The 24812-nt window shown below is 35.3% G+C and carries 22 protein-coding genes; 15 read left to right on the top strand and 7 right to left on the bottom strand.

The window, feature by feature from the left end:
- Positions 1 to 1933: 1933 nt before the first annotated feature.
- The 3 genes from IKV95_RS10135 to IKV95_RS10125 are packed head-to-tail and all read left to right on the top strand — an operon-like array spanning position 1934 to position 4865.
- Positions 1934 to 2665: a (Fe-S)-binding protein gene (locus IKV95_RS10135; protein WP_029090702.1), complete on the top strand. Its 732-nt coding sequence runs from the start codon at positions 1934 to 1936 to the stop codon at positions 2663 to 2665.
- Positions 2666 to 2683: 18 nt separating this feature from the next.
- Entirely contained in the window at positions 2684 to 4168 is a 1485-nt protein-coding gene (locus IKV95_RS10130; protein WP_069118661.1) for a LutB/LldF family L-lactate oxidation iron-sulfur protein, read from the top strand.
- On the top strand, positions 4152 to 4865 hold the full coding sequence (locus IKV95_RS10125; protein WP_069118660.1) for a LutC/YkgG family protein: 714 nt from the start codon (positions 4152 to 4154) through the stop codon (positions 4863 to 4865). The genes IKV95_RS10130 and IKV95_RS10125 overlap by 17 nt, the downstream gene beginning before the upstream one ends.
- Positions 4866 to 4910: 45 nt before the next feature.
- On the opposite strand, the gene IKV95_RS10120 is transcribed toward IKV95_RS10125, so the two are convergent.
- Positions 4911 to 5984 (bottom strand): threonine aldolase family protein, encoded by a 1074-nt coding sequence (locus IKV95_RS10120; protein ID WP_287451762.1) that lies wholly within the window; start codon positions 5982 to 5984, stop codon positions 4911 to 4913.
- A 139-nt stretch (positions 5985 to 6123) separates the two neighbouring features.
- On the opposite strand from IKV95_RS10120, the gene IKV95_RS10115 reads away from it, so the two are divergent.
- Entirely contained in the window at positions 6124 to 8193 is a 2070-nt protein-coding gene (locus IKV95_RS10115; RefSeq protein ID WP_029090698.1) for a Na+/H+ antiporter, read from the top strand.
- Between the two features lie 103 nt (positions 8194 to 8296).
- On the opposite strand, the gene IKV95_RS10110 is transcribed toward IKV95_RS10115, so the two are convergent.
- Complete coding sequence (locus tag IKV95_RS10110) at positions 8297 to 8929, bottom strand: NAD(P)-dependent oxidoreductase (protein WP_029090697.1); 633 nt, start codon at positions 8927 to 8929, stop codon at positions 8297 to 8299.
- 311 nt (positions 8930 to 9240) lie between these two features.
- Between IKV95_RS10110 and IKV95_RS10105 the strand changes: the two genes are divergently transcribed.
- The 6 genes from IKV95_RS10105 to IKV95_RS10080 are packed head-to-tail and all read left to right on the top strand — an operon-like array spanning position 9241 to position 14326.
- Positions 9241 to 9783: a helix-turn-helix domain-containing protein gene (locus tag IKV95_RS10105; RefSeq protein WP_029090696.1), complete on the top strand. Its 543-nt coding sequence runs from the start codon at positions 9241 to 9243 to the stop codon at positions 9781 to 9783.
- A gap of 12 nt (positions 9784 to 9795) precedes the next feature.
- On the top strand, positions 9796 to 10884 hold the full coding sequence (locus tag IKV95_RS10100; protein WP_029090695.1) for an ABC transporter ATP-binding protein: 1089 nt from the start codon (positions 9796 to 9798) through the stop codon (positions 10882 to 10884).
- Between the two features lie 2 nt (positions 10885 to 10886).
- A complete protein-coding gene (locus tag IKV95_RS10095) occupies positions 10887 to 11696 on the top strand; it encodes an ABC transporter permease (protein WP_029090694.1) in 810 nt (269 codons plus the stop codon).
- Positions 11693 to 12490, top strand: coding sequence for an ABC transporter permease (locus tag IKV95_RS10090; RefSeq protein WP_029090693.1), 798 nt, complete (start codon positions 11693 to 11695; stop codon positions 12488 to 12490). Before IKV95_RS10095 ends, IKV95_RS10090 begins: the two co-directional genes overlap by 4 nt.
- Positions 12487 to 13560, top strand: coding sequence for an ABC transporter substrate-binding protein (locus tag IKV95_RS10085; protein ID WP_069118658.1), 1074 nt, complete (start codon positions 12487 to 12489; stop codon positions 13558 to 13560). The genes IKV95_RS10090 and IKV95_RS10085 overlap by 4 nt, the downstream gene beginning before the upstream one ends.
- Positions 13561 to 13615: 55 nt before the next feature.
- Entirely contained in the window at positions 13616 to 14326 is a 711-nt protein-coding gene (locus tag IKV95_RS10080) for a carbonic anhydrase (RefSeq protein ID WP_036026761.1), read from the top strand.
- A gap of 155 nt (positions 14327 to 14481) precedes the next feature.
- Here the strand turns inward: IKV95_RS10080 and IKV95_RS10075 are convergent, their stop codons facing one another.
- On the bottom strand, positions 14482 to 15525 hold the full coding sequence (locus IKV95_RS10075; RefSeq protein ID WP_029090690.1) for an alpha/beta hydrolase: 1044 nt from the start codon (positions 15523 to 15525) through the stop codon (positions 14482 to 14484).
- A gap of 177 nt (positions 15526 to 15702) precedes the next feature.
- Here IKV95_RS10075 and coaA point away from each other — a divergent pair, with 177 nt between their 5' ends.
- Both coaA and IKV95_RS10065 read left to right on the top strand, forming a co-directional pair.
- The gene (gene coaA / locus IKV95_RS10070; protein WP_029090689.1) at positions 15703 to 16620 is read left to right on the top strand and encodes a type I pantothenate kinase; all 918 of its coding nucleotides are present in this window, start codon (positions 15703 to 15705) and stop codon (positions 16618 to 16620) included.
- A 110-nt stretch (positions 16621 to 16730) separates the two neighbouring features.
- A complete protein-coding gene (locus tag IKV95_RS10065; RefSeq protein WP_154657726.1) occupies positions 16731 to 16874 on the top strand; it encodes a hypothetical protein in 144 nt (47 codons plus the stop codon).
- A gap of 258 nt (positions 16875 to 17132) precedes the next feature.
- Here IKV95_RS10065 and IKV95_RS10060 read toward each other — a convergent pair whose 3' ends face one another.
- Entirely contained in the window at positions 17133 to 17975 is an 843-nt protein-coding gene (locus IKV95_RS10060) for a YitT family protein (RefSeq protein ID WP_029090688.1), read from the bottom strand.
- A 182-nt stretch (positions 17976 to 18157) separates the two neighbouring features.
- Entirely contained in the window at positions 18158 to 20131 is a 1974-nt protein-coding gene (locus IKV95_RS10055; RefSeq protein WP_029090687.1) for an LTA synthase family protein, read from the bottom strand.
- A gap of 288 nt (positions 20132 to 20419) precedes the next feature.
- Here IKV95_RS10055 and IKV95_RS10050 point away from each other — a divergent pair, with 288 nt between their 5' ends.
- From IKV95_RS10050 to IKV95_RS10040, 3 genes are all read left to right on the top strand, one after another.
- Positions 20420 to 21880, top strand: a complete 1461-nt coding sequence (locus tag IKV95_RS10050) for a catalase (RefSeq protein ID WP_029090686.1) — start codon at positions 20420 to 20422, stop codon at positions 21878 to 21880.
- A 185-nt stretch (positions 21881 to 22065) separates the two neighbouring features.
- Entirely contained in the window at positions 22066 to 22701 is a 636-nt protein-coding gene (locus tag IKV95_RS10045; protein ID WP_232515084.1) for a class A sortase, read from the top strand.
- 248 nt (positions 22702 to 22949) lie between these two features.
- Positions 22950 to 23639 (top strand): hypothetical protein, encoded by a 690-nt coding sequence (locus IKV95_RS10040; RefSeq protein ID WP_069125725.1) that lies wholly within the window; start codon positions 22950 to 22952, stop codon positions 23637 to 23639.
- A 26-nt stretch (positions 23640 to 23665) separates the two neighbouring features.
- Here the strand turns inward: IKV95_RS10040 and IKV95_RS10035 are convergent, their stop codons facing one another.
- Positions 23666 to 24133, bottom strand: a complete 468-nt coding sequence (locus tag IKV95_RS10035; RefSeq protein WP_051457237.1) for a low molecular weight protein-tyrosine-phosphatase — start codon at positions 24131 to 24133, stop codon at positions 23666 to 23668.
- Position 24134: 1 nt separating this feature from the next.
- A partial coding sequence (locus tag IKV95_RS10030) for a hypothetical protein (protein ID WP_287451757.1) occupies positions 24135 to 24812 on the bottom strand: 678 nt, incomplete at its 5' end.

The following is a 24812-nucleotide window of genomic DNA, read 5'->3' as shown; positions in this document are numbered from 1 at the left end:
GAAAATAGTGGAAATGTTAGAGAATGTTAGTGTTAAATCTTAATATAGCTACAGTCCTAACATGAGACCTCAGATATAGGACAGGTGGAAACTCACCAGTCGTTGATAACGAGTAATTGCGTTGTCCTCTAATTGTATTGAGGCGGTCAAGGGAAAATTACCTTGTCCTAATCGGTAAAGCCAAAATTGGCGTGTCCTATTTATTCATCCCTCAAGCTGTTTTTAATTCTGCATGAGCATTTACATGCAAACGAGTTTTAAACGTCTGTAAGAGCGAATGAGTGTAGAATAAATTAAAGATGAACGACAAAATACCCCCGCTTCAAAAAAATCACTGTTTAAATTTAACTTGGGGAACGGGGCGGGGGTCTTTTCCTCAAAAATAAAAAATATTCTCATGAGGGGGGCTAAAGAATCTTTAGGGCGTAATGACGACCTAGCGAATCACTAGGGTATAATGATGACCTAACAAATTGTTATGGCGGTGTGTATGACAATTCGCAAGAGTTAAAGTTACGTGCCCATAAGTGGGTATGAGTAATAACGCACGTACAAATAATACGAGTGTTTAGGGCGACATCGAAATTTTAGGGTTCGCTAAAAACATAACAATTATGTATTTTGAGGTATACCAATTTATAGTTATGTAGGTAATAAGCTGAAAAGTCAGCCAGTTAATTATGTAAGGTTTTGTGAGGTTTTAAATGTAAGGAGGACACGTTAAAAATCACGACACCTAAAAAAGACCATGCAAAGAGCTGAACTCAATGATCCTTAGTGCAGGTTGCAAGAAAATGTTAAGTTTTGATAAGGTGTCCGCTTCATACTACCACCTATTGCAAGTATTGATTGCATGAGGTTGTAAATGGGCTGATAAGAATATGGTTCACATCAGTTTATAAATCAAAAAAATGCCAATTTATTAGATAAACAGAAGGGGGAAATATATAATAACAATATGAACTACTACAAAACACTACATTCTACATTCAATAATATATTCAAAATAGACCAGTCCATAATTGGCTTGGTCTATCCGCTTCAAAACAACGTGTATAAGCAAACAAGGGGTGCAAGAGGTCAATTTGGGTTGTTGCCATTCCAAAGTATCGATAAGGGGGTAAGTCTTTCTGAGGTGTGGTAGTGTGAAGCGGTTAACGTAATCATTTAAGGGTAAGAGCGCTGTTCGCAACCCTGCAAGGATATGAACACTATTAACGCCCTATAGGGTTAGAAACACTATTTCGCACCCTTATTCATGCACACAAAACGAAACAAGACACAAACTATAAACGTTGAAAAGACGATGTAATAGCATTAGGGAATATAAAAGCGCACCCTTTATCTTAAAAACAGAGTGAAACGTTACCATTGCACCTACAATCAATTGCATTAAATTAGTTGTGTATTTAATCATGATGAGATAAGGAGAGCGCACAAGGTCATACAGTAGTTATCGGAGTTTTCGGAGTCCTTAAAGAGAACAAAAGAGGTCTGCCGAATTTTGACTACCCCCCCTATTTTTGTAATTTACGAGCAATCGAGGCTATTCAAAGACAGATACTTTTTTCCAAATACTAACTTTCAGAAATGACGAAGCTTATTTTTCGTCTGAATGCTTTTTATTAAGCTGAATTTTTCGCTCATTAATTGATACTATATGCCCGAGCCAGTTTTGGATTCGGCTCATGAAGCGGACAAAAAAAGTACCTTACTAAAAAGTAAGATACTTAAATGCGCCCGACATATATTTTTGATACCCACTGTGATACCCATATGGTTTTAATCTATTTAAACGTATTTTAATGTTTTATGGTGTAAACGTTGATTTAACAACCTACTTAACATTTGTGTATACATATTTTAATGCGATATGTTAAACTAGAGTAATAGGACAAAGACACAAACAAAACAGAGAAAAGAGGCTAAAACTGTGAAAGTGACTATTTTTTCAACTTGTTTAGTAGACATGATGTTCCCAGAAGTAGGAAAAGCAATGGTAGAAGTACTGGAACGCTTTGGTTGTAAAACTGATTTACCAGGATCGCAAATTTGTTGCGGTCAACCTACTTATAACAGCGGTTATCATAAAGACAGCCGTGCTTCAATGATTAATCAGATGAAGGCGTTTAAAAACGCAGAATACGTTGTCGGACCCTCAGGTTCGTGCGTAGCAATGTTAAAAGAATATAAAGAGATATTTAAAGATGATGAAATTTACCGTGATGAAGCGGCAGCGTTGCATGACAAGACGTATGAATTCACACAATTTATTGTTAACGTACTAGGTATTACAAATGTGGGTGCTCATTTAGAAGGTAAAGCAACTTACCATCGCTCATGTCACATGACGCGTTTGTTAGGAGAAAAGAAAGCACCGTATCAATTATTAGATGAAGTCGAAGGGTTAGAAATGATTCCACTAGCACACATTGAAAACTGTTGTGGTTTTGGAGGAACATTCTCTGTTAAAATGCCTGATATCTCAGAACAAATGGTGACTGAAAAAGTAGAGGATATTGTTAACACAGGTGCTGAAATTTTAATCAGTGCAGATATGGGTTGTTTAATGAATATTGGTGGGAAGTTTAATCGTGATGGTAAACGTATCCGCATTATGCATATCGCCGAAGTCTTAAACAATGATGTAAAAGTGAAAGCTTAAACGAAGGGAGCTGTCAAAATGCCGATTTCAACAAGTGATAAGTCTTTTAAAGAACGAATTGATAAAGCAAAAGAAGATACATTTATGCAACGAGCAGTTGAAAAATCTCAAGATGGTCAATGGGAAAAACGTGAAGGTTCCCGTGAACGTATTGGTAACTGGGAACAATGGCGTGAGTTAGGCGAACAAATTCGCCAACATACGATTACTCATTTAGATTATTATTTAGAACAATTTAGTGATAATGTTGCCAAGCGAGGCGGTCATGTTTTTTTTGCTGAAACAGCCGAAGATGCTAGCAATTATATCGAAAAAGTCATCGAAGAAAAAAAGGCAAAAAAAATTGTTAAAGCCAAATCAATGGTAACAGAAGAGATTGGCATGAATGAAATGATTCGCGAATTATCACATATTGAATTTTTCGAATCAGATTTAGCTGAATTTATATTACAAGAAGACGATTGGGATGCTCCTTCTCATATTGTTTTCCCAGATATTCATAAAAATAGACAACAAATAAGAAAAGTTTTCCATGAAAAACTGGGCTATGATGGTGATGATAATCCTCAACGAATGGCGCGTTTTGTTCGTGGTATTTTGCGTAAACATTTTTTAGAAGCAGATATCGGTATTACAGGTTGTAACTTTGCGATTGCTAACTCAGGTCAAGTGAACCTGGTTACCAATGAGGGAAATGCGGATTTGGTAGAAAGCATTCCTAAAACGCAAATTGTGGTGATGGGGATGGAACGTATTGTCCCAAATATCGAAGATGCAGAAGTATTAGATAATCTGCTTGCGAGAAGTGCTGTCGGACAAGATTTAACAACCTATATCACGTTTGCTGGGCCAAAATTAGCAGATGAAAATGATGGTCCTGAGGATTTTCACGTTGTTATTGTTGATAACGGACGCTCAAAAGTGTTAGGAACTGAATTTCAATCAATCTTACAATGTATTCGTTGTGGTGCCTGTTTAAATGTTTGTCCTGTTTATCGTCATATCGGCGGTCATGGATATGGATCAATTTATCCAGGACCAGTAGGCGCGATTCTTTCACCGATTATTGGTGGTTATGAAGAGTTTAAAGAGCTCCCATTTGCATCCAGCTTATGTGGTGCATGTACAGATACTTGTCCCGTGAAAATCCCACTGCATAATTTATTGATTGAACATCGTCGTGTTTTAACGGATGATAAGAAAATGATGCATGGTTTTAATGATGTACAGATGCGTGCGGTAGCATTAGGAACAGCAAAACCATTCCTTTTTAAATCAGCGCTGAAAGTAGCACATTTTGGATCGGGAATTTTAACGAGTCATGATCCTGTCTCAGCGATTAATTTTTCAACAAATGGTGTCATAAAAAAAGGACCTGGAATGGTTAAAGGTTGGACAGATGTTCGCGATATGACCCGTCCGGTTAAAGAAAAAGATAATTTCCGTACATGGTTTAAAACCCGAGAGAAACAAAGAGGTGAAAATAATGACGCAAATTCATAATCGTGATAAATTTTTAGATGGTTTAGCAGAAAAATTGGGACGCCCACGCATACGTGAGGATGTACCGCATTTTGAACCATTGAATAATTTATCGCAAACACAACTAGCAGATAAAACACAGGATGAATTATTAGCGATTTTAACAGCTAAATGCGAAACATTACTAGCAGATGTTGTTTTAACAGCTCCAGATGATTTACGTGAAACATTGCTAAAAGTTACAAATGCATACGGTAATCAGACGGTAATGATTTCAGATGATGAGCGTTTTGCAGCTAATGGATTAGCTGATTTAGCAGCAGGTGAATGGCCAGAAGCGACTGTTACAAAATGGTTGCCAGGAGATGAACATCGCGAAACTAATATTACCAATGCTTCGAACGCTAACATTGGGATTGTTTTCGGTGATTATTTATTGGCAGAATCCGGATCAGTTGCGGTTGAAACAACACCTGGTCAAGGTCGTGCATTGCACTTTTTACCCGTTCATTACATTGCAATCACTCCAAAAAGTCAATTGGTTCCCCGTATTACACAAGCCGCAAAAGAGTATAATCGGCGTATTGTTGCTGGTGAACGTGTCGGATCAGTCATTAATATTATTTCTGGTCCATCGAACTCAGCTGATATTGAATCGATTTTAGTAGTGGGTGTACACGGTCCTTTAAAAGTGACCTATATTATTATTGAAGATTAGAAAAACGCTTATCACTGATGCTTTTCGCAGTGATAAGCGTTCTTTTTAAGTAAGTAATTTGTTTAATTCAGTGAAAAATAACTTCAAGTCAGAAGGATTTATTTCTGCGAACGCATCACCAAAATTTAGCTCGAATGAGCATTCTGTGTCGTTTACAGGGCGAAGATAATTGGCTAAACCAATATTTGTTTTCTCATACAAGGCTATTAGAAGCGATGTCATTTCATCAATTGGTTTGTGAAAATGAATATGAAACATATTAGAAACAGGTACTTGGGGTACTGTTGTTATTGAGGGACACTCATTCAACAACGCGGCTACTTTTTTTGCGGCTTCATAATAAAGTTCCATTTTATTTACGCGCAAATCAAAATAATAGTCAGCTGGAATAATATAGGGGTAGAGACTGATTAAGTTCCCACCGTATCTTTTTTTCCAAGTCATTGCTTTATCAATAAAGTCTTGATCACCTGCTAAAATTGCACCAGCGATACTTCCGATCCCTTTATAAAAAGAAACATAAACGCTATCAAAGAGTGCAGCAATTTGAGATGCTTCTTTTTTATAATAAGGTAAAATTTCTAACAAGCGAGCGCCATCTAGATGTAAACGGATGTCGTGTGTTTTACAGAAAGCGGCAATACGTTCCAGTTCGTCAAATTTTGGCAGTTGTCCGCCGATTTCACGTTGTGGCAATTCTAATAAAATCGCAGCTACATGTTCTTTTAAACTTTGTATGGCAGTTAAATCAACGATATGATCTTTGTCGGCTAATAAAATTGTTTCGATATGATGCAGTTCTTTTAAACCATCAGACTCATGGATTTCGAGGTGACTTAAAGGATGATAGGCAACTTTATTAAGCGCTTTGTCATCGCAATGAATGCGAAGGGCAATTTGTTGAGCCATGGTACCACTTGGGAAAAAGAGTGCGGCCTCTTTACCTAAAAAACGAGCCATCTTTGTTTCAAATGCAGTGATTATTTCACCGTTACCATACATGTCAGCAGGTGTATTATCCGGTATATTTTGAAACGCTTTGTTTAATAAAGCGACTTCACGTTTACCATGATTTCCAAATTGAAAAGCCGTTTTTTCATAAGCTGTTTTTAATGTCATATTAGTGTCCTCGCATTCTTTTTTTTAAGTATATCATTGAAGTAAAAAAGGGTGTTAAGTATCTGGTCATAATATTAGACTAAACATTAATTTTTATGAGATAATAACAATAGAATTTATTACTTTAGGAGTGGGTATCGTGGCAATATTTGATTTTATCCTGGTAATGTTAATCATTATCGGATTATCCCACGTCATTAACCGTTTTATTCCATTTGTGTCTGTACCTTTGATACAAATTGCTTTAGGAGCGGTGCTTTCATTTATTCCTTCACTTTGGCATTTAGAACTTAATCCTGAATTATTTTTAGTATTATTTATCGCACCTTTACTGTTTAATGATGGTAAACGTGTGAACAGTGGAGCTCTTTGGAATATTAGAATTCCAATTATATTGTTAGCAGTGGGACTCGTGTTTGTAACAACGTTTGCTGTTGGTTATTTTATTCATTGGATGATACCAACAATTCCATACCCAGCAGCTTTTGCACTTGCAGCGATTTTATCGCCAACAGATGCGGTAGCAGTTGGTTCTTTATCTGATCGTATTAAACTTCCGAAAAACATCATGCAGTTATTAGAGGGTGAAGCCTTGATGAATGATGCATCGGGATTAGTTGCCTTTAAGATGGCAATTGCAGCCATGGTAACAGGAACTTTTTCAATTTGGAACGCTGCAGGTAATTTTGTAGTAGTGTCAGTTGGTGGGTTAATTGTTGGTGCATTGGCGGCTTTTCTAATTTTAAGAATGCGACATTTATTACGTCGTTTTGGGATGGAAGATGTTACAATCCATCTCCTCATGCAAATTGTGACGCCGTTCCTAATCTATTTACTTGCTGAAGAAATAGGTGTTTCAGGTATCCTTGCTGTAGTTATGGGTGGGGTTGTACATGGAATGGAGAAAAAAAGCGTTAACACACAAGTGGTGAAATTAAATTTGGTTTCATCAAGTACGTGGGATATTATTGTTTTTATATTAAATGGTTTAGTGTTTGTTATTTTAGGTTCACAAATACCTGATATTTTGAAAAGCATCTGGGAAGATTCAGCTATCTCAAATGAGCGAGTAATGTTATATATTGGTATTTTATATGTTATTTTAATTGTTTTACGATTTGTGTGGGTTTTCAGCTCATGGGCAATTCCACGAATACTCAACGAGAAAAAACGTAATGAGGATGATACAACTGTTAAAGAACAACTAGAATCGAGCGCAATTATCTCTATCGCAGGTGTACGTGGAGCCGTTACCTTAGCTGGTTCGATGTCTATACCATTTGTACTTGCAAGTGGCGATGCATTTCCAGAGCGGTCCTTGATTATATTTTTAGCAGCGGGTGTTATTCTGGTCTCCTTAATTATTTCGAATGTACTCTTGCCGATTTTATTGAAAGAAGATGCCGTCCATCAAGAAGGCGAAACAATTGAAGAAATGGAAGCGCGTTTGCAAATTGATATTTTCAGAGATGTTATTCGAGAATTAGAGTCTGAACCGGAACCTGAAATAAAAGCTGCCGTTCATGTTGTAATTGAGGAATATCGTACAGCTATCCGAAGAGTTCAGCGTGGACAAATCGTTAATGAGTACGGTATTCAAATGACGAACGAAGAAAAAAATCTCCGTTTGGATGTTTTACGAATTCAAGAAGAAGTTTTGATACGATATGTTCATGAAGAAAAAATCAAAAAATTGATTGCGTACAGACTTTCAGAAACGATTCAAGCAACGAAAACACGAATCGAAAAACGTGTAAGGACACGCATGCGTTATTACTTCTTAAGTATTGTTCGTTTTCTGATGCAATGGCGAACAACTCGTCGCAAAGTAGCAACGGGTGATAAAAAGAAATTTTCACCAGAGGATTTACAATCTATTAAAGATTGGCGTGAGGAAAGTTGCTTAAAGGCGATGAAGTATTTAGCTAATATTGCAACGCCAGAAAATCAACGTATTGTTAATTCATTAAAAAGTGAACAAGCAATGATTCTTAGCCGATTGAAAAATCAAACAGGTGCATTAAAGCATAGTGCTGATTTTGAAATGGTTAAAAATGATATTCGTATTCGTGCTTTGCAAGCTGAACGTGATTCTCTTCAAAAATATTATGAAGAAGGTCGTATTTCCCGAGAAATGGCACATGATATTCGTCAAAATATTAACTTTATGGAAACATACCTATTAGATAGTCAATCACCAGAGGACTAGCGATAATTAAATAACTAAAAGAAGCGTTACTGCATTTGCAGTAACGCTTCTTTTTTTGACTCAATATACGGTATTACGAGATTATATTATTAGTATGTTTTTATTAATTTTTTTCAGCTACGACAGTAAAGCGCTCATTCAAATGTTTACCAGCAAGTGCTTCATCAATAATCGCAATTGCATAATCAGCATAACTGATATAACTTTCGTTTGCTTTATTTGCTAATAAATGATCTTTTCCTGTGACATATTTACCTGTACGATTCCCTGCTGCATCGAAGAATGCTGATGGGCTTAAGAATGTCCAATGAATTGAAGAGGCTTGTAAATCTTCTAAGTTAAGACCTTGGTTAGTTGCTGTAGGTAAAAATTCTTTCGGGAAATCGGGTGTATCCATTACACGAGTGATTTTTTCAGGATCAACATAAAGGCTACCGGCACCACCCACAACAATTAAACGTGTGTCAGTATCTTTGAAAATTTTAATTAAATGACGACCAGCTTTAACATGTAATTCTTCTTCACCAGGAAGGGTTCCAAATGCATTTATGACAACGTCAAACTGTGAAATATCCTCAGTTGTTAAGTCGAAAACTTCTTTTTCGATAATTGTTACGGGTTGTGAAATTTTTCCTTTGTCACGAACAATTGCAGTCACGCTAATATCACGCTTTAGAGCTTCGTTTAAAATAAATTGCCCTGCTTTACCACTTGCACCAATAATACCTAATTTCATAAGAATAGCCTCCAATAGTTTTATTTTTTATCTATGTAACCAGTATAGTTACAATTCTGAAAAAGGTCAAGAAAAAAGCTTTGAAAAGGATTGATTTTAGAAAAAAAAAGAGTATAATTATTTTGTTAGTAAACTTGAAGTTTACTCAAACTAAACTTCGTGATAAGTATCGATGCGATTCATTTTAATGTGAAAACTGAAAATCAGAGACTCATTATTATGAAAGATACTCAAAGAAACGAGCAGTAATTATATAAACCTAAAAATAAAAAATCGAATGTGATACAACATGAAAGAGAGGCATTAAAACAATGGATATTGGGAGTAAATTGAAAAACCTCCGTTTAAAAAAAGGATTAACTCAGGAAGAATTAGCTGAGCGAACTGATTTATCAAAAGGTTACATTTCGCAGATAGAACATGAAAGTAGCTCGCCATCAATGGAAACTTTTTTTGATATCTTAGAAGTTCTGGGCGTGACACCTCAAAGTTTTTTTGATGCGAAAGCTCAAGAACAAAAAATCGTTTATGATGTGACAGAACACACGCACTATGAAGACACTGAAAAAGGTTATCGTTTACAGTGGCTGGTACCTGAATCTAATGAAAAAGAAATGGAACCAGTTATTGTTACTTTTAGTAATGATGGTAGCTATAAACAGTTTGAACCGTCTTTATCAGAAACCTTTGGTTATTGTCTCGCAGGTGAAGTCGTTCTGGAGTTCGGAAAACAAACGCATGTTATTAAGCAAGGTGAAGCGCTCTATTATCAAGCTTCTGAACCACATCGGATATATAACGGTAGCAAAGCAGAAAGCACGATTATACTAGTAGCGACAGAGTCATATTTATAAAGGAGTGTCAAAATGGCAGAGAAAATTATTGAATTTAAAGATGTAACAAAAACATATGAAGATACAGTTGTACTTAAAAATATGAATTTCTCAATCGAAAAAGGAAAGTTTTACACATTGTTAGGACCTTCTGGTTGTGGTAAAACAACGATTTTACAATTAATTGCTGGTTTTACAGATATAACAGCAGGCAGTATTTTATTGAATGGTAAAAAAATTGATCATTTACCACCAAATAAACGTCCTATCAATACCGTTTTTCAGGATTATGCGTTATTCCCGCATCTTAATGTATTTGAAAATGTAGCATTTGGGTTACGTTTGAAAAAAACACCAGAAAAGGTAATTGTTCAAAAAGTTGAAGAAGCTTTAACAATGATGAATTTAACTGGTTTTACAGAACGTGAAATTACAGCAATGAGTGGTGGACAACGTCAACGTGTTGCGATTGCACGTGCTATTGTAAATGAACCGGATATTATCTTGTTGGATGAACCCTTGTCTGCTTTGGATTTGAAATTACGTGTAGCGATGCAAAATGAGTTACGTCAATTACAACGTCGTTTAGGTATCACGTTTATTTTTGTTACACACGATCAAGAAGAAGCTTTGGCAATGTCAGATGAAATTTTTGTATTAAACGAAGGTGAGATTCAACAAAGTGGTACACCAATAGATATATATGATGAACCAATCAATCGTTTTGTTGCTGATTTTATCGGAGAATCGAATATTATCGCAGGTGAAATGTTAGCAGATTTTAGCGTATCTTTTGCAGGTAAAGTATTTGAATGTGTTGACCAAGGTTTGCAAAAAAATGAAGTGGTTGATATTGTCATCCGTCCTGAGGATTTAGTGTTAACGTCGGTTGCAGAAGGTAAATTACAAGTAACGGTACAATCACAATTATTCCGCGGCGTTCATTATGAAATTTTCGCTGTTGATAGTGAAGGTAATGACTGGTTGGTACATTCAACTACCAAATCAGTGGTTGGTGAACAGATTGGTCTACAATTCAGTCCTGAAAATATCCATGTCATGGGGCTAGCTGAAACTGAAGCTGATTTTGATAAACGCCTTGAAGCATACAGTGAGGTGTGAAAATGAATAAAATATCGAGACGCTTATACTCTATCCCTTATTTTTTATGGATTGTTCTTTTTGTTGTATTACCCGTTTTGCTGGTCGCTTACTATTCATTTTTTGATGTTAGCGGAAATTTCACATTCGATAACTACCGACGCTTTTTAACACCAGTCTATTTAAAAATGACAGTCAGTTCTTTTTGGTATGCTTTTTTGGTGACATTTTTCTGTTTGGCAGTTGCTTATCCGACAGCCTATCTACTGACTTATACTAAACATAAACAACTGTGGTTACTATTAATTATTTTACCAACTTGGATTAATTTACTTCTTAAAACATACGCGTTTATTGGACTTTTTGGAGCATATGGGCCAGTGAATGAATTTTTTGGCTTTATTGGTATCGGAGCCCAAAATTTGTTATTCACTGATTTTAGTTATGTTTTTGTTACAACATATATCTTTATACCTTTCATGATTATGCCGATTTTTAATTCTTTAGAGGAAATGAATATTTCTTTGATTCGTGCTTCGCGTGATTTAGGTGCATCGAGTACACAAACATTTAAACGCGTTATTTTACCGTTGACAATGGATGGTGTAAAAGCAGGCTGCCAGGCTGTGTTCATTCCAGCTTTATCTCTTTTCATGATTACACGCCTTATTTCAGGGAATCGTGTGGTGACATTAGGAACAGCAATCGAACAACATTTCCTTGTGACACAGGACTGGGGTATGGGGTCGACCATTGCAGTTGTATTAATTATTGCAATGGGGATTATTATGTATGCGACAGGTGAGCGTAAGCAGAAAGGGGGAGGCAAATGAAAAAGAGCTTGAAGTGGGGGAATGTATACCTTGTGGTTGTTTTTGCAATCCTCTATATTCCAATTCTCTATATGGCATTGTTTTCATTTAACAAAGCAGGAACAATGGTTAATTTTGAAGGCTTTACTTTAAAATATTACGCAGAGGTTTTTAAAGACCAACGCTTGATTATGATTGTGCTTGATACCTTTGCTATAGCGTTATTATCATCGACTATTGCTGTTGTAATAGGTGTTTTTGGAGCTTTAGCAATTCGTTATGCTCCGAAGCGTCAGTATAAAAATAGTATCTTAACGTTAAACAACGTTCTTATTGTCAGCCCAGATGTTATTATTGGTGCATCCTTCTTAATTTTATTTACCATGATTGGTTTAAAATTAGGTTTCGCATCAGTATTAATTGCACACATTGCTTTTAGCGTACCAATTGTTGTGCTGATGGTTTTACCGAAATTGAATGAAATGAGCCCTTCGTTAGTTAGAGCGGCACAAGATTTAGGTGCAAATCAATGGCAAGTTTTAACAAAAGTGATTCTACCATCTCTTACACCAGGGATTTTTGCCGGTTTTTTCATGGCATTGACTTACTCTCTAGATGATTTTGCTGTTACTTTTTTCGTCACAGGAAATGGTTTTTCAACACTTGGAGTTGAAATATATTCGCGAGCAAGAACAGGTGTATCGCTTTCTATCAATGCTATTTCAACCATTTTATTTGTGATTACATTAGCATTAGTTTTAGGGTATTATGCGATTAGTAGTAAAGAGAAAAAGAAACAAGGGGTGACAAAATGAAACAATTAGTGTACTTTTTCACTTCAATTTTGATTGTCGCTTTTGTCATTTTAGGAATTGCATTTAAAATGAACCAAAATGGCGGTAATACAGCTGGAAATACGTTGACAATTTACAATTGGGGAGACTATATTGACCCTGATTTAATAAAAAAATTCGAAAAAGAAACCAAAATACATGTTAGTTATCAAACGTTCGATAGTAATGAAGCGATGATGACTAAGATTGAACAAGGCGGAACAAATTTTGATCTAATTGTTCCTTCTGACTATACAATTTCAAAAATGAAAAAAGCGAATCTACTTGAAAAATTAGATCAAAGTAAGGTTCCGAATATAAAATACCTCGACAAGCACTTTGTTAATTTAAGTTATGATGAAGGTAACCATTATTCGATTCCTTATTTTTGGGGAACTGTGGGCATCCTCTATAATAGCGAGATGTTGAATGGTATGAAAATAAAGAGTTGGAAAGATCTTTACCAACCTGAATTAAAGCATGAAATTATGTTAGTAGATGGCAGCCGTGAGGTAATGGGTATGGGCTTAAATACTTTGGGCTACTCACTTAATGATGTTAATCATCAACATTTACAAGAGGCAAAACGAAAATTACAAGAGCTGATGCCTAATGTAAAAGCAATCGTTGGTGATGAAATTAAATTAATGATTGAAAATAATGAGTCATCAGTTGGTGTAGTATGGTCAGGAGAAGCTGCTAACATTGTTCAAGAAAATCCGGCTTTGGATTATGTCATTCCTTCTGAAGGGACCAACTTATGGTTTGATACGATGGCGATACCGAAAAGTGCAAAAAATAAAGAGGCTGCTTATAAATTTATGAACTTTATGTTGGACCCCAAAAATGCAGCAATAAATGCTGAATATGTAGGTTATTCTACACCTGTTGCAGCTGCGATGAAGTATTTACCAAAAGAAGTTGCTAATGATAAACGCTTTTATCCAAACCTCAATAATACCAAAGGGTTAGAGGTTTATGATGACTTAGGTAAAAAGAATTTATCCTATTATAATGAGTTATATTTACAACTAAAAATGTCAAAACGGTGACAAAAAGGGAAATTAATATTATAATAATGAGAATAACTTTTTTAGGGGGTTGACTATGGGGATAGCATTAACAAAACAATGGACATATAAAGATGATGGAACAGGTCCAGAACATTGGTGTGATTTATGTGAGGCGTTTGCGATTGCAAAAACGGGGCGTGCTCAATCACCTATTAATATCAATGTTGGTGAAACGGCACTTACAACTGAATTATTACCATTAACCTATCATTATAAAAAAACAGAATTTGATTGTGTGATGACTGAAGCAAAAGTCTTCCATGCATATCCAAAGACAGACGATAATTTTATCACATATAACGGTTTAAAATACCACTTAACAAATTGGCACATGCATATGCCGAGCGAGCATCAAGTGAATGGTGGCGTTTATCCATTAGAGGGTCACTTAGTGCATACCAATGATCAGGGCGGAATTGTCGTCATGGCTTTCTTCTTTGAAATAGGTGAAGAGGATAACAAGGAATTGAAAGGATTGCCAGAAACATGGCTACGTGCGCGTGATAAAGGGGAAACAGGCGCATGGACATTTAATCCAATCGATTTTTTAGGTAAAGAACGCAAAAATGCTTTTGTGTATGAAGGTTCACTTACAACACCTCCAACATTAGAATGTGTGACTTGGATGGTTTGGCAAAAACCAATTACACTAGGAAAAAAACAAGCAGTTAATTTATACGATTTATTATACGGCACTATACGACCTGTTCAGCCATTGAATGGTCGAAAGGTAACTCTTTATTAGGATAGCAATAAAAGTGATTTAAGGCCTCGCTGAGTGAGTTTAAGTGAGGGTGAACAACATAGAACAAGAGTGAGCATAAAATACTTAGTTTTAAACAAAAAACAACCATTAATCTAGAGGTTCTGATTAATGGTTGTTTTTTTTGTTTTAGGCGCTTATTTTACAAACTTGTTAACGAGCTGTAATACATGTGAAGCTGCACGAGGCAAGTGTTCCATGTAACCGTGTGTAACACGTTCAATTTCATGGTAATCAACTGTCACATCGGCTTTCTTAAGTGCTTCAGCATATTTACGTGATTGATCGCGTAATGGATCGAACTGTGCTGAAATAATTAAGGCAGGCGGTAAATTACTTAAGTCTTTCGTACGAATAGGAGCAACTAACGGATTGTATTTTAAGTTATAATTATCCGCTATGTAGAGACTAAACATTTTATCCAAACCATCTTTTGTAAGAACAAATCCTTCATCAAATGTATCAAATGATGGATAGAGGACGCTTGCATCACGAGAGAAAATATCAGTGATTGGGCTGAATAACAGTTGTTCACTTATAGTAGCAGGCGACTTTTTATCACGGGCCATGATGCTAATTACAGCAGCTAAGTTAGCTCCAGCGCCTTCACCTGCAACGATAAATCCAGTACCATCATATCCAAGACTTGCTGGATGTGAGTGTGCCCATTCAAGTGCCGTGTAGGCATCCTCAATTGCAGCTGGGAATGGTGAATCTGGTGCAAGACGATAATCTACTGTGATAACTTTAAAGCCGGTTTCTTCGACTATATCACGAGCCAATGCATCGGTTGTTTGGATGCTGCCGTTGATAAAACCACCATCATGGAAATAAAGCATTACTTTATAGGGGCCATCAGCGATTGGTGTATAGATTCGTATTGGCAATTGTGTTCCTTTAGGTCCATTAATCTTTTTATCTTCTACGAGTCCAACATGCACAGAAGGTCGAACGGGAGTTAATTTATCTGTGATGCGGAGATATTTATAACGGGTGCCAATATCAGTTGTACTACCTTTTGATTTTACATATTCTTTAGCATCTTCATCTAAATTCTCTAAATTTTCTGGGTGAGCAACAGGTACGCCTTTTGCTTTACGGAAGATGAAAAAGAGAATAGTGAAGGGTAGCAAAATCAGCGTTACAAAGGCAACGAAAAGCCATTTTAAAAATTTATTCATGAGGTTCACTCCTTTTTGTTTTCTTACATTCTCATTATACCAATGTTTTGAAACTTTAAGCAATTATTCACAAGCTTGGCAAGTATGATATTGTTCATCAGCAGCTATTTAAAGTATAATGTAGGGAGTTGAGTTCTATAAGCATATAATAAGCAACAGATGAAAGGATAATGAAAAATGAAAGAAGCATTATACCGTAAATTCACTCGAGAAGAATGGCAGAAATTGGAGAAAATCACATTGCCAAACCTATCGATTGAAGAGCTTGCTAGAATTGAAAGTTTAAATGATAGTTTATCACTTCAAGATGTAAGTGAAGTTTATCTACCATTAATTAAACTTTTAGAGATACACATAACGGAATTTCAAACTAAAAATAATCAATTGAATCGTTTCTTTGGTCAGTTAGATAAACCGGCACCATTCATCATTGGGATTGCGGGAAGTGTATCTGTTGGTAAAAGTACAATCGCTCGTCTCTTGCAAGTATTATTAAGCTATTCATTACCAAAATTGAATGTTGATTTAGTCACTACGGATGGTTTTTTATTCCCTAATAAAGTATTAAAAGCTGAGAAGATGATGGATCGAAAAGGTTTTCCAGAAAGTTATGATGGTAAACGTATCATTCGTTTTTTAAGTGAATTAAAAAGTGGGCAAAAACAAATTAAAGTCCCAATTTATTCGCATTTAAGCTATGATGTTTTAGAAGAAAAAAAACAAACGTTGATTGAGCCAGACATTGTAATTGTTGAAGGTGTTAATGTTTTACAAGGTAATTTAAAACAACCGTTTTTCACAACGGATTTTTTCGATTTCTCAATCTACATGGATGCCGAAAAAGCCTTGATTCAGAAATGGTATGTTGAACGATTTATGATGTTGCGTGAAACGGCATTCCAAGATCCAGAATCATATTTTCACATGTATGCTGAAAAAACAGATGAAGAGGCACATGCAATTGCTAATGATGTATGGCATACAATCAATGAAATTAATCTAGAACGCCACATACAACCTACACGAAATCGAGCAAAATTGATTCTTCAAAAGGGTGTCGATCACAAGATTGAATTTATTAAATTACGTAAATAATAAGAATGATTGCAAAAATACTGAAAAAAACATACAATTAAAGTGTCAGACCGACAGACTGCCAAGCAAATCTGCTGACAATTATACTCGAAAAGAGAGGTAAACAACTCATGGGAATGCCATTCCGTGTCGCGCTTACAATTGCCGGTCTAATTTTAACGGTCTATAGCTCGTATCTCATTGTCGTTGCGGTTGCAGCGAGTAATGATGTCGACTTACATGCGCCAGTGAAATACGAAGCAATAGAGAAGTAAGTAAAAGCCACCCCTATTGGGTGGCTTTTTTCTTTGAACCTGAAATTTAAGTTTTAGGTCTAATGTTCTTGTCTCCAGAACTCCAAGCTTACTTGATCCAAATTTCATAAGCGCAAAAAAACTCACTAGACCTGAAAATATAATTGGAGTATAGACATGAACCAGTCTATAACAATTTAATTTCCTTAGTCTAATGAGTGATTTTTTTTAAGCATTCCCATTTGGATAAAGTAGAATGAGCTTGTTATTCTTTCATTGTTAATGTGTTAATTTATGTGTGAAGCCTTCACCTTCAACACTTTTAACATCATTGATAATTACAAATGCTTTATCATCAATTTCGCGAACAAAGTTTGTAACTTCACGCAATTGTTGTCGGCTAACGACGACATACAAAATTTGTTTTTCTTGTTTTGTATAATGACCATGACCATGTAAAACCGTGATACCTCGGTCGAGTTTTTTCTCAACCATATTCGCGATAATTTCATGTTTTTCAGAGATGATCATAATTGATTTCTTAACGTTAGCTCCTTCTAAAATAAGGTCTAATACTTTTGTTGAAATGTACAATGAAATTACAGTGAAAATCATGTTTTCAAAGCCAATAACAAAACCGGATGGAATGACTACAATTAAATCAAAGAATAGCAATGCGTAGCTTGTATTCCAGCCAAGGTATTTATTAGCTATTTTAGCAAGAATAGCTGAACCTGCGGTTGTACTTCCACTGTTCATAATCAAACCAATACCAACACCCATTGAAATACCGGCAGCGACACTCGCCACTAATGGGTGTTCTAACTGCATACCTGTGTTATGTGTTAAACGTAAAAATAATGAAATCAAACCGATAGTCAGGATTGTGTAATAGATGGTTGATTTATCTAAGAATTTATAACCAATAATCATTAAAATACCATTTAAGATTAAGTTAGTTAAGGCCGGTGCAAGTCCGAATAGATAAAATAAGACCATGGTAGTACCTGTTACACCACCTTCACCAAGTTTGTTTGAGAGAGCAAACATGTTAACGGAAAGTGCGAAAATAAAAGATCCGATAACGATTTTAAAGATATTAAAGACAAGTTGTTTTTTCATATATTCCACCTCACTTAATAGTATCCAGAAGAAAAGACTCCTGCTAATCGCTAAATTAGCAGGAGTCTTTTCCAAAAAAAGCATTTATTAGCATCAATGTGCTATAAACTGTCTCACCATAAAAATATTTATTTGTAACATTACTTTATTATTCTAGCATGAATGTGAATGGCTATCAATCACTAATCCTCATTGGATGTGGTTTTTTTTATTGGATCGCCCGTTTGGTGGTTATAGTTATAATCTGAACGATCAGTTGCTTTAAATCCTTTAGGTGTATAGAAACGAAGTAAATCTTGTTGCAGCACCTTATCAGAGAAACCAAGTGAGTTATTCACGTAATTATGTTGAGCTTTCATTTCGTCAGTTACTTTGTCACTTGGAATGACAGCGCCTGTTTTTTGATCATAAAAGACACCATTGATATAAGACACTTTATCACTTACAAAGTTACCATTTCTAAATGGTACGGTTTGATTATGTTGTTTTGATAACATATCTGTACCAAATTGAAGGTAATCTTTACTATCAATACCTAATAGATGTAAAACAGTTGGTAATGTATCAATTTGACCACCATAAGAATGATCTACAAAACCTTTTACGCCAGGAACATGAACCATAAATGGCACGCGTTGTAATTGTGCAACATCAAAAGGTGTCACGTCGTCATTTCCTAATACTTCGCCAAGCGCAGATGAACGATTTTCTGAAGTACCATAATGGTCACCATACATAACAATTACTGAATTATCATAAAGACCAGATTTTTTCAAGTAAGTCATAAATTGTTTAACAGCCTCATCTAAATAACGTGCTGTTTGGAATGAGCTGTCTACTGTTGAATCACCTGAAGTTGCAGGTTTGATTGTTGCATCCTCTTCACTAATTGGGTAAGGGAAGTGGTTAGATAATGTAATGAATTTTGCATAAAACGGTTGTTTCAATGTTTCTAGCATTGGAATAGATTCTTTAAAGAACGGTTTATCTTTCAATCCGTAGTTTAATGTATCATTTTCATTCATATCGTAATAGCTTGAATCAAAGAAATTTTTAATACCGAATTCTTTATAGATAGCATCACGGTTCCAGAATGAACGTGTATTACCGTGGAAAACAGCACTATCATAACCATGTTGACCAAGAATAGCTGGTTGAGATTGATAAACGTTGTTACCCTTAGATGTGAAAGCTGATCCACTTGCTAAACCGTATAATGAGTTTTCAAGCATCATTTCAGCATCACTTGTTTTACCTTGACCTACTTGGTGGAAATAGTTATCAAAGGCAATTGTTTCTTTATCATGGAAAAACTTATTAATTGTTGGCGTTACTTCTTCGCCATTCAATTTGAAATCAATCAAATATTGTTGGAAAGACTCAAGATGAATATAAATGACGTTTTTATTCTTGGCAACACCAAAATATTTTGAGTTAGGTTCTGCGTAATTTTTTTTAGTGAAATCAAGTGCTTGTTGTGTATCTGTTCCACTGGCACTTGCTTTTTCTTTAGTAGATTTAGCTGTTCGGTAAGTATCAAATAACATGAAGTTGGTCATACCCAGATATTTTACAAGGTAGTTATTATCAAAACCACGCGTTAATAATTGTGGACGATCAATTTCAGCTAATGAAAGGTTTGCTGCAAAAACAGCGATTGCTAATGTAAGTATACCGACTGTTTTGCGCGGACGGACGCGTACTTCGCGATTTGGCACAAATACTTTGAAAACGAGTAGTAAGATTAAGATGACTACATCTGTAAACACTAGGAAGTCTGCTGGTCGCATTAAAGCAACGATACTTCCTCCCATATCACCTAAATTATTTGACTGTAACATTGTGGGTACTGTAATGAAATCAGAAAACTCACGATAATATACAACGTTACAATACAATAGTAGGCTGAGTAAGAAGTCAGCGATAATTATCCATATAAATGCACGACGCCCTTTAGCAAATAATCCTAACCCAAGGAAGAACAGTGTTGCGCTTAATGGGTTTAATAAGAGTAAGAACTTTTGCGCACCGTTTTCGATACCTAAGTTAAAGGCGGTCGAATAGGTGATATAAGATTTTACCCAAAACATTATAACTGCAATTGAGCAGAATAAAATGGCACTGCTAAACTGTTTTTTATTTTTAAAACTAATCATTAATATCTCTCCTATATATTCAGGCTTTAAATCAAACAAAAACAACAGGTTGACGTTTTTACAAAAAAAGTAAAGTTCACCTGCTAGACTGAAACTATAATACCACATTCAAGGTCTAAAATCCAAAATAAAGGTAAATCAATCAGACGTTAATGTCAAAAATTGATATAGAAGAAACATAAATTGAATGACTCTGTTGCGTAATTTTATTGCAAAGAAACCTAAAAAAGTTTATCATTGGAGATAATCATTACTAAATGATAATAATTATAAAAAAGAGGTGGCGTAATGACAAATCAGCACAATGCTAAACTAACAACTAACACAGGCGCACCAGTTGGCGATAATCAAAATACGATGACTGCGGGCGTTAATGGTCCGGTATTACTGCAGGATGTTCATTTTATTGAGAAAATGGCACACTTTGACCGAGAACGTGTACCAGAACGTGTTGTACATGCTAAAGGCGCAGGGGCACATGGCGTGTTTAAGGTGACGAACGATTTAACAAAATATACGCGTGCTGATTTTTTATCTGAAGTAGGTAAAGAAACAGAAATGCTTGCACGTTTCTCTACTGTTGCGGGTGAATTAGGTTCAGCTGATACTTTACGTGATCCACGCGGATTTTCATTACGCTTTTATAGCGAAGAAGGTAACTATGACCTTGTAGGAAACAATACACCTGTATTTTTTATCCGTGATCCATTAAAATTCCCGGATTTTATTCATACACAAAAACGTAACCCACAAACGCATCTAAAGAGTACCACAGCCGTTTGGGATTTTTGGTCTTTATCACCAGAATCATTGCACCAAGTAACAATTTTAATGTCAGATCGTGGTATTCCAGCATCATTCAGACATATGCATGGTTATGGTAGCCATACATATCGTTGGACTAATGCTGAGGGTGAAAGCTTCTGGGTGAAATATCACTTTAGAACAGACCAAGGGGTACAAAACTTAACTGCTGAGGCAGCTGAAAGATTAGCTGGCCAAAATCCAGATTATCATACTGAAGATTTGTTTTATGCGATTGAAGATGGCGAATTTCCTTCATGGACATTAAGTGTACAAATAATGCCGTTGGAAGATGCAGCCAAATATCGCTTTAATTCTTTTGATGTCACGCAAGTATGGTCACAAAAAGATTATCCGTTAATCGAAGTTGGGACAATGACTTTGAATCGTAATCCTGAAAATTATTTTGCGACTATCGAACAAGCGGCTTTTTCACCAGCTAATATTGTACCAGGGATTGATTTTTCTCCAGATAAGATGTTACATGGTCGTGTGTTTGCTTACCCTGACACACAACGTCACCGCATCGGACCTAATTATAATCTACTTAAAGTAAATCAACCTAAAAATCCAATTAACAATTATCAACGAGATGGAAGTATGCGTAGCGACAATAATGGGGGGAGTGACGTATACTACGAACCAAATAGTTTTGGTGGGCCAAAAGAGTCGCCAGTTGATAAGTATGCAACACTAAAAATCGAGGGTATTGCAGGTAATCATTCATACCAAGAAGATGATTTTTACACTCAACCAGGAGATTTATATCGTTTATTAAGTGAAGATGAAAAACAACGTTTAGTAGATAATATCGTGGGTGGATTGAGTACAGTTCGTCTTGAAGAAATTAAAATAAGACAAACAAAACAATTCTATAAAGCTGATAAAGATTATGGTGAACGTGTAGCCAAAGCCTTAAACATATCGATTGATCAAATTAAATAATGCGAAAATGTTCTGACTACCAAGTCAGAGCATTTTTTTATTATTTGGAGCCATTATAGTAAGATATGTTCAAAATATATTCATTAACAAGTAAAGTTTAGCGTGATTAACTGACTATATTAGGGTAAAATATAAGAGACTGAGTTATCAAATCAATCATGTCAGAGGAAAGGAAGATAAAACAAGTGAAAAAAACAAAATTAATAGTTCCGATTATTATTTTGATTATAGGTGTATTATTAATTTTATCACCTTGGATTAAAAATATGATTGTGGCAAATACCAGTAAGGTTGATTCTTCATTAACTGCAGAACAATTTGAAAAAAATAATAAAAATGCTTCTAAAAATGATTATAATGCGGTTAAACGCTTATCAACAACTTCTGTTTTTAACAACAGTATGAAAGTAGATAAAGATGCGATTATTGGTGAAATTAAAATTAACAGTGTTGATTTATACTTACCTATCCTTAAAGGGACAAATGATGCGAACCTTTTAGGTGGTGCAACGACAATGTTGGAAGAACAAAAAATGGGTGAAGGAAATTATTCTTTAGCAGGTCATCACATGCGAGATAGCTCATTGTTATTTGGACCACTATTGGAAATCAAAAAGGGTGCGGATATCGTTATCACAGATAAGAAAAAAGATTTTCATTATAAAGTGGTAGAAACTAAAATTGTTGATGAAACTGATATTGATATACTGGATGATAAAGGGGACAAACGTATTACCCTTTTCACCTGTGATACAGCAGATGCAACCAGTAAACGTTTTGTAGTAATAGGAACTTTAGATAAAGTTACCAAGCACAAATAATTACTGTGAAAAAGAAGGATAGTATTTCGACATTTTGTCGAGATACTATTTTTTTATTAAAAATTAGTAGTATGAAATTAAAGTGTTAGGATAGTTATCGGGTACAACATTGTAGTCAGTCGCTAAGTCACTTTCGTTTTTATATCGTTTTTTAATAGTATATCGATACCTATTCGCTTTTCACATATGATACAATAATAATAGGGAAAATATAAGGTTTGAGTTTATATTGAAGGGAATTGTAGTCGATGAAAGAGGAGACTCGCTCGAAAAATAAAATATTTGGAATTATATTTATAATTACGATTGTTATTGTTGTGATGGCAATAATATTTGCCGTACGTCACGTTAATAACGTTAAAGCGATAGAGGATGCAAAATTAGAAAAAGCAACATTGATCGTCAATCAACTTTATCGTGAAGATCGATTAGCTGATAAAGTCACTGAAACGACATTGAAAAATGCTCGTACAGCAACACAAGAGGTTGATAATGAACAGGCTAAAGGAAGTTTGAATAAGCAAATAAATAAAGCTGAGCGTTTATTCTTGCAACAAACTGAAATTTTAGCAACCTTAGATAGTTTTTCGACAGATGATGGAAACTCATTTAGTGATGGTTTGAGTGTGACAGAATTACAGGCGCTTAAAGTTGAGAATATTAGCAATGTTAAATTACAAGCAGAGGCAATTGATAAAAAAGCAGAGTTGATATCCTGGGTAGAATATAGTGATGTTACTGAACTGTCAATAACACAATTGTTTACAGATAAAAAAGAAAATCGTTTAGCCAAAAATGTTACCGAAAAGAATTTGAAAGATATTCGTGAAAAACTGGATGATATTAAAAATGACTCGCGTAAAAAAGAACTCAGTGATAAAATCGATAAAGCCGATAAATTATTAGCTGCTCAAAAAAAGAAAGACAAAAAACAGTAAATAAAAAAACGTCGATATGACGTTTTTTATTTACTGTTTTTTTGAAGAGCATTAAATAATCCAGGCATCGCATCTGTAATTAAATTAAACGTTTCTTGAAAATCCCCCGTATAATAAGGGTCAGGCACATCAACTAAGTTGGTATTTGGTGAGAAGTGTAAGAGCGTGTGTAATTCACCAATATAGTTTGAAGGTGCGAGTGCTTGTATATCTTTTAAGTTCTGTGAATCCATCGCAATGATGTAATCGTAAACATCGAAGTCTTTAACATTTATTTGACGGGCATAGATATCAGCATAACTAATGTTGTTTTCAATCAGTTTTTCGCGTGTACCGCTATGTGGTTCTTTGCCTATATGCCAATCCCCAGTTCCTGCAGAATCGCTAATATAATTCAAATTGCGTATTATCGTTTCATTTCGAAAAATCGCTTCAGCCATTGTTGATCGGCAAATATTTCCTAGACAAACAAATAACACGTTTGGTTGTGTCATATCAATTCCTCCATTCATTTGTAATTTCAGTTAATAATTGTTTTGTGTGAGGCAATGCTAAGATAGATAACCAATCGTTAAGCCAATCAGCAGGTAGCTTACGTTTGAAATATAACACTTGTTCCAAAACTGCATTTGCTATGGCTAATTGTTCCTCAACAGTACCCTCGATAAAACGTCTAGCCATCTGTTGTGTCCAAAATGTTTTGTCGGGTAGATCTTCCAACGCGTTGAGTGAAGTCAAAAAATCTTCTTGGTTATAATATTTTAGATGAAAAGTTATTTTATCGTGAGACCAATTTAGCATAGCTTCCTCTGGAGTAAAGAGATGCTGCGACATTTTAGCAATAAATTTAGTAAAGGATGTTGCGAGAACCATAGTATTTAGTGTTTCAAAATCCGCAAACAATATTACGGGAGAGACATTCTCTTCTAAATAATGAAAGCCAATCATACGGGGACCATCAATTGCAAAATAAAAAGTTGTCCCAGCTAACGTTTGCTCATGTTCATAACCAGTAGTACTTGTTACCTTTTCAATAGAAAGAAAGCGGTATGTTTCTAAAAAATCAAACCCATAAGATGTAGGTTCAATTGTTGATAAAAAATTTTTATCCAATAGCGTATCAGTATTTAATTGTGAAAATTCGAGATAATCATTAGGGATACTATAGTTTGT

Origin of the sequence: Brochothrix sp., from assembly GCF_017549435.1 — a bacterium.
In the GTDB taxonomy this organism is placed as follows: domain Bacteria; phylum Bacillota; class Bacilli; order Lactobacillales; family Listeriaceae; genus Brochothrix; species Brochothrix thermosphacta.
The sequence above is the reverse complement of the archived record's forward strand: the minus strand, read 5'-3'. Positions and strand labels throughout refer to the sequence as shown.

What these genes read in the sequence shown, in the direction of transcription:
- IKV95_RS10130 (WP_069118661.1), top strand. Translation starts at nt 2,684, where the DNA reads ATGCCGATTTCAACAAGTGATAAGTCTTTTAAAGAACGAATTGATAAA.
- IKV95_RS10125 (WP_069118660.1), top strand. Translation starts at nt 4,152, where the DNA reads ATGACGCAAATTCATAATCGTGATAAATTTTTAGATGGTTTAGCAGAA.
- IKV95_RS10120 (WP_287451762.1), bottom strand. Translation starts at nt 5,984, where the DNA reads ATGACATTAAAAACAGCTTATGAAAAAACGGCTTTTCAATTTGGAAAT.
- IKV95_RS10110 (WP_029090697.1), bottom strand. Translation starts at nt 8,929, where the DNA reads ATGAAATTAGGTATTATTGGTGCAAGTGGTAAAGCAGGGCAATTTATT.
- IKV95_RS10105 (WP_029090696.1), top strand. Translation starts at nt 9,241, where the DNA reads ATGGATATTGGGAGTAAATTGAAAAACCTCCGTTTAAAAAAAGGATTA.
- IKV95_RS10100 (WP_029090695.1), top strand. Translation starts at nt 9,796, where the DNA reads ATGGCAGAGAAAATTATTGAATTTAAAGATGTAACAAAAACATATGAA.
- IKV95_RS10095 (WP_029090694.1), top strand. Translation starts at nt 10,887, where the DNA reads ATGAATAAAATATCGAGACGCTTATACTCTATCCCTTATTTTTTATGG.
- IKV95_RS10090 (WP_029090693.1), top strand. Translation starts at nt 11,693, where the DNA reads ATGAAAAAGAGCTTGAAGTGGGGGAATGTATACCTTGTGGTTGTTTTT.
- IKV95_RS10085 (WP_069118658.1), top strand. Translation starts at nt 12,487, where the DNA reads ATGAAACAATTAGTGTACTTTTTCACTTCAATTTTGATTGTCGCTTTT.
- IKV95_RS10080 (WP_036026761.1), top strand. Translation starts at nt 13,616, where the DNA reads ATGGGGATAGCATTAACAAAACAATGGACATATAAAGATGATGGAACA.
- IKV95_RS10075 (WP_029090690.1), bottom strand. Translation starts at nt 15,525, where the DNA reads ATGAATAAATTTTTAAAATGGCTTTTCGTTGCCTTTGTAACGCTGATT.
- coaA (WP_029090689.1), top strand. Translation starts at nt 15,703, where the DNA reads ATGAAAGAAGCATTATACCGTAAATTCACTCGAGAAGAATGGCAGAAA.
- IKV95_RS10065 (WP_154657726.1), top strand. Translation starts at nt 16,731, where the DNA reads ATGGGAATGCCATTCCGTGTCGCGCTTACAATTGCCGGTCTAATTTTA.
- IKV95_RS10060 (WP_029090688.1), bottom strand. Translation starts at nt 17,975, where the DNA reads ATGAAAAAACAACTTGTCTTTAATATCTTTAAAATCGTTATCGGATCT.
- IKV95_RS10055 (WP_029090687.1), bottom strand. Translation starts at nt 20,131, where the DNA reads ATGATTAGTTTTAAAAATAAAAAACAGTTTAGCAGTGCCATTTTATTC.
- IKV95_RS10050 (WP_029090686.1), top strand. Translation starts at nt 20,420, where the DNA reads ATGACAAATCAGCACAATGCTAAACTAACAACTAACACAGGCGCACCA.
- IKV95_RS10040 (WP_069125725.1), top strand. Translation starts at nt 22,950, where the DNA reads ATGAAAGAGGAGACTCGCTCGAAAAATAAAATATTTGGAATTATATTT.
- IKV95_RS10035 (WP_051457237.1), bottom strand. Translation starts at nt 24,133, where the DNA reads ATGACACAACCAAACGTGTTATTTGTTTGTCTAGGAAATATTTGCCGA.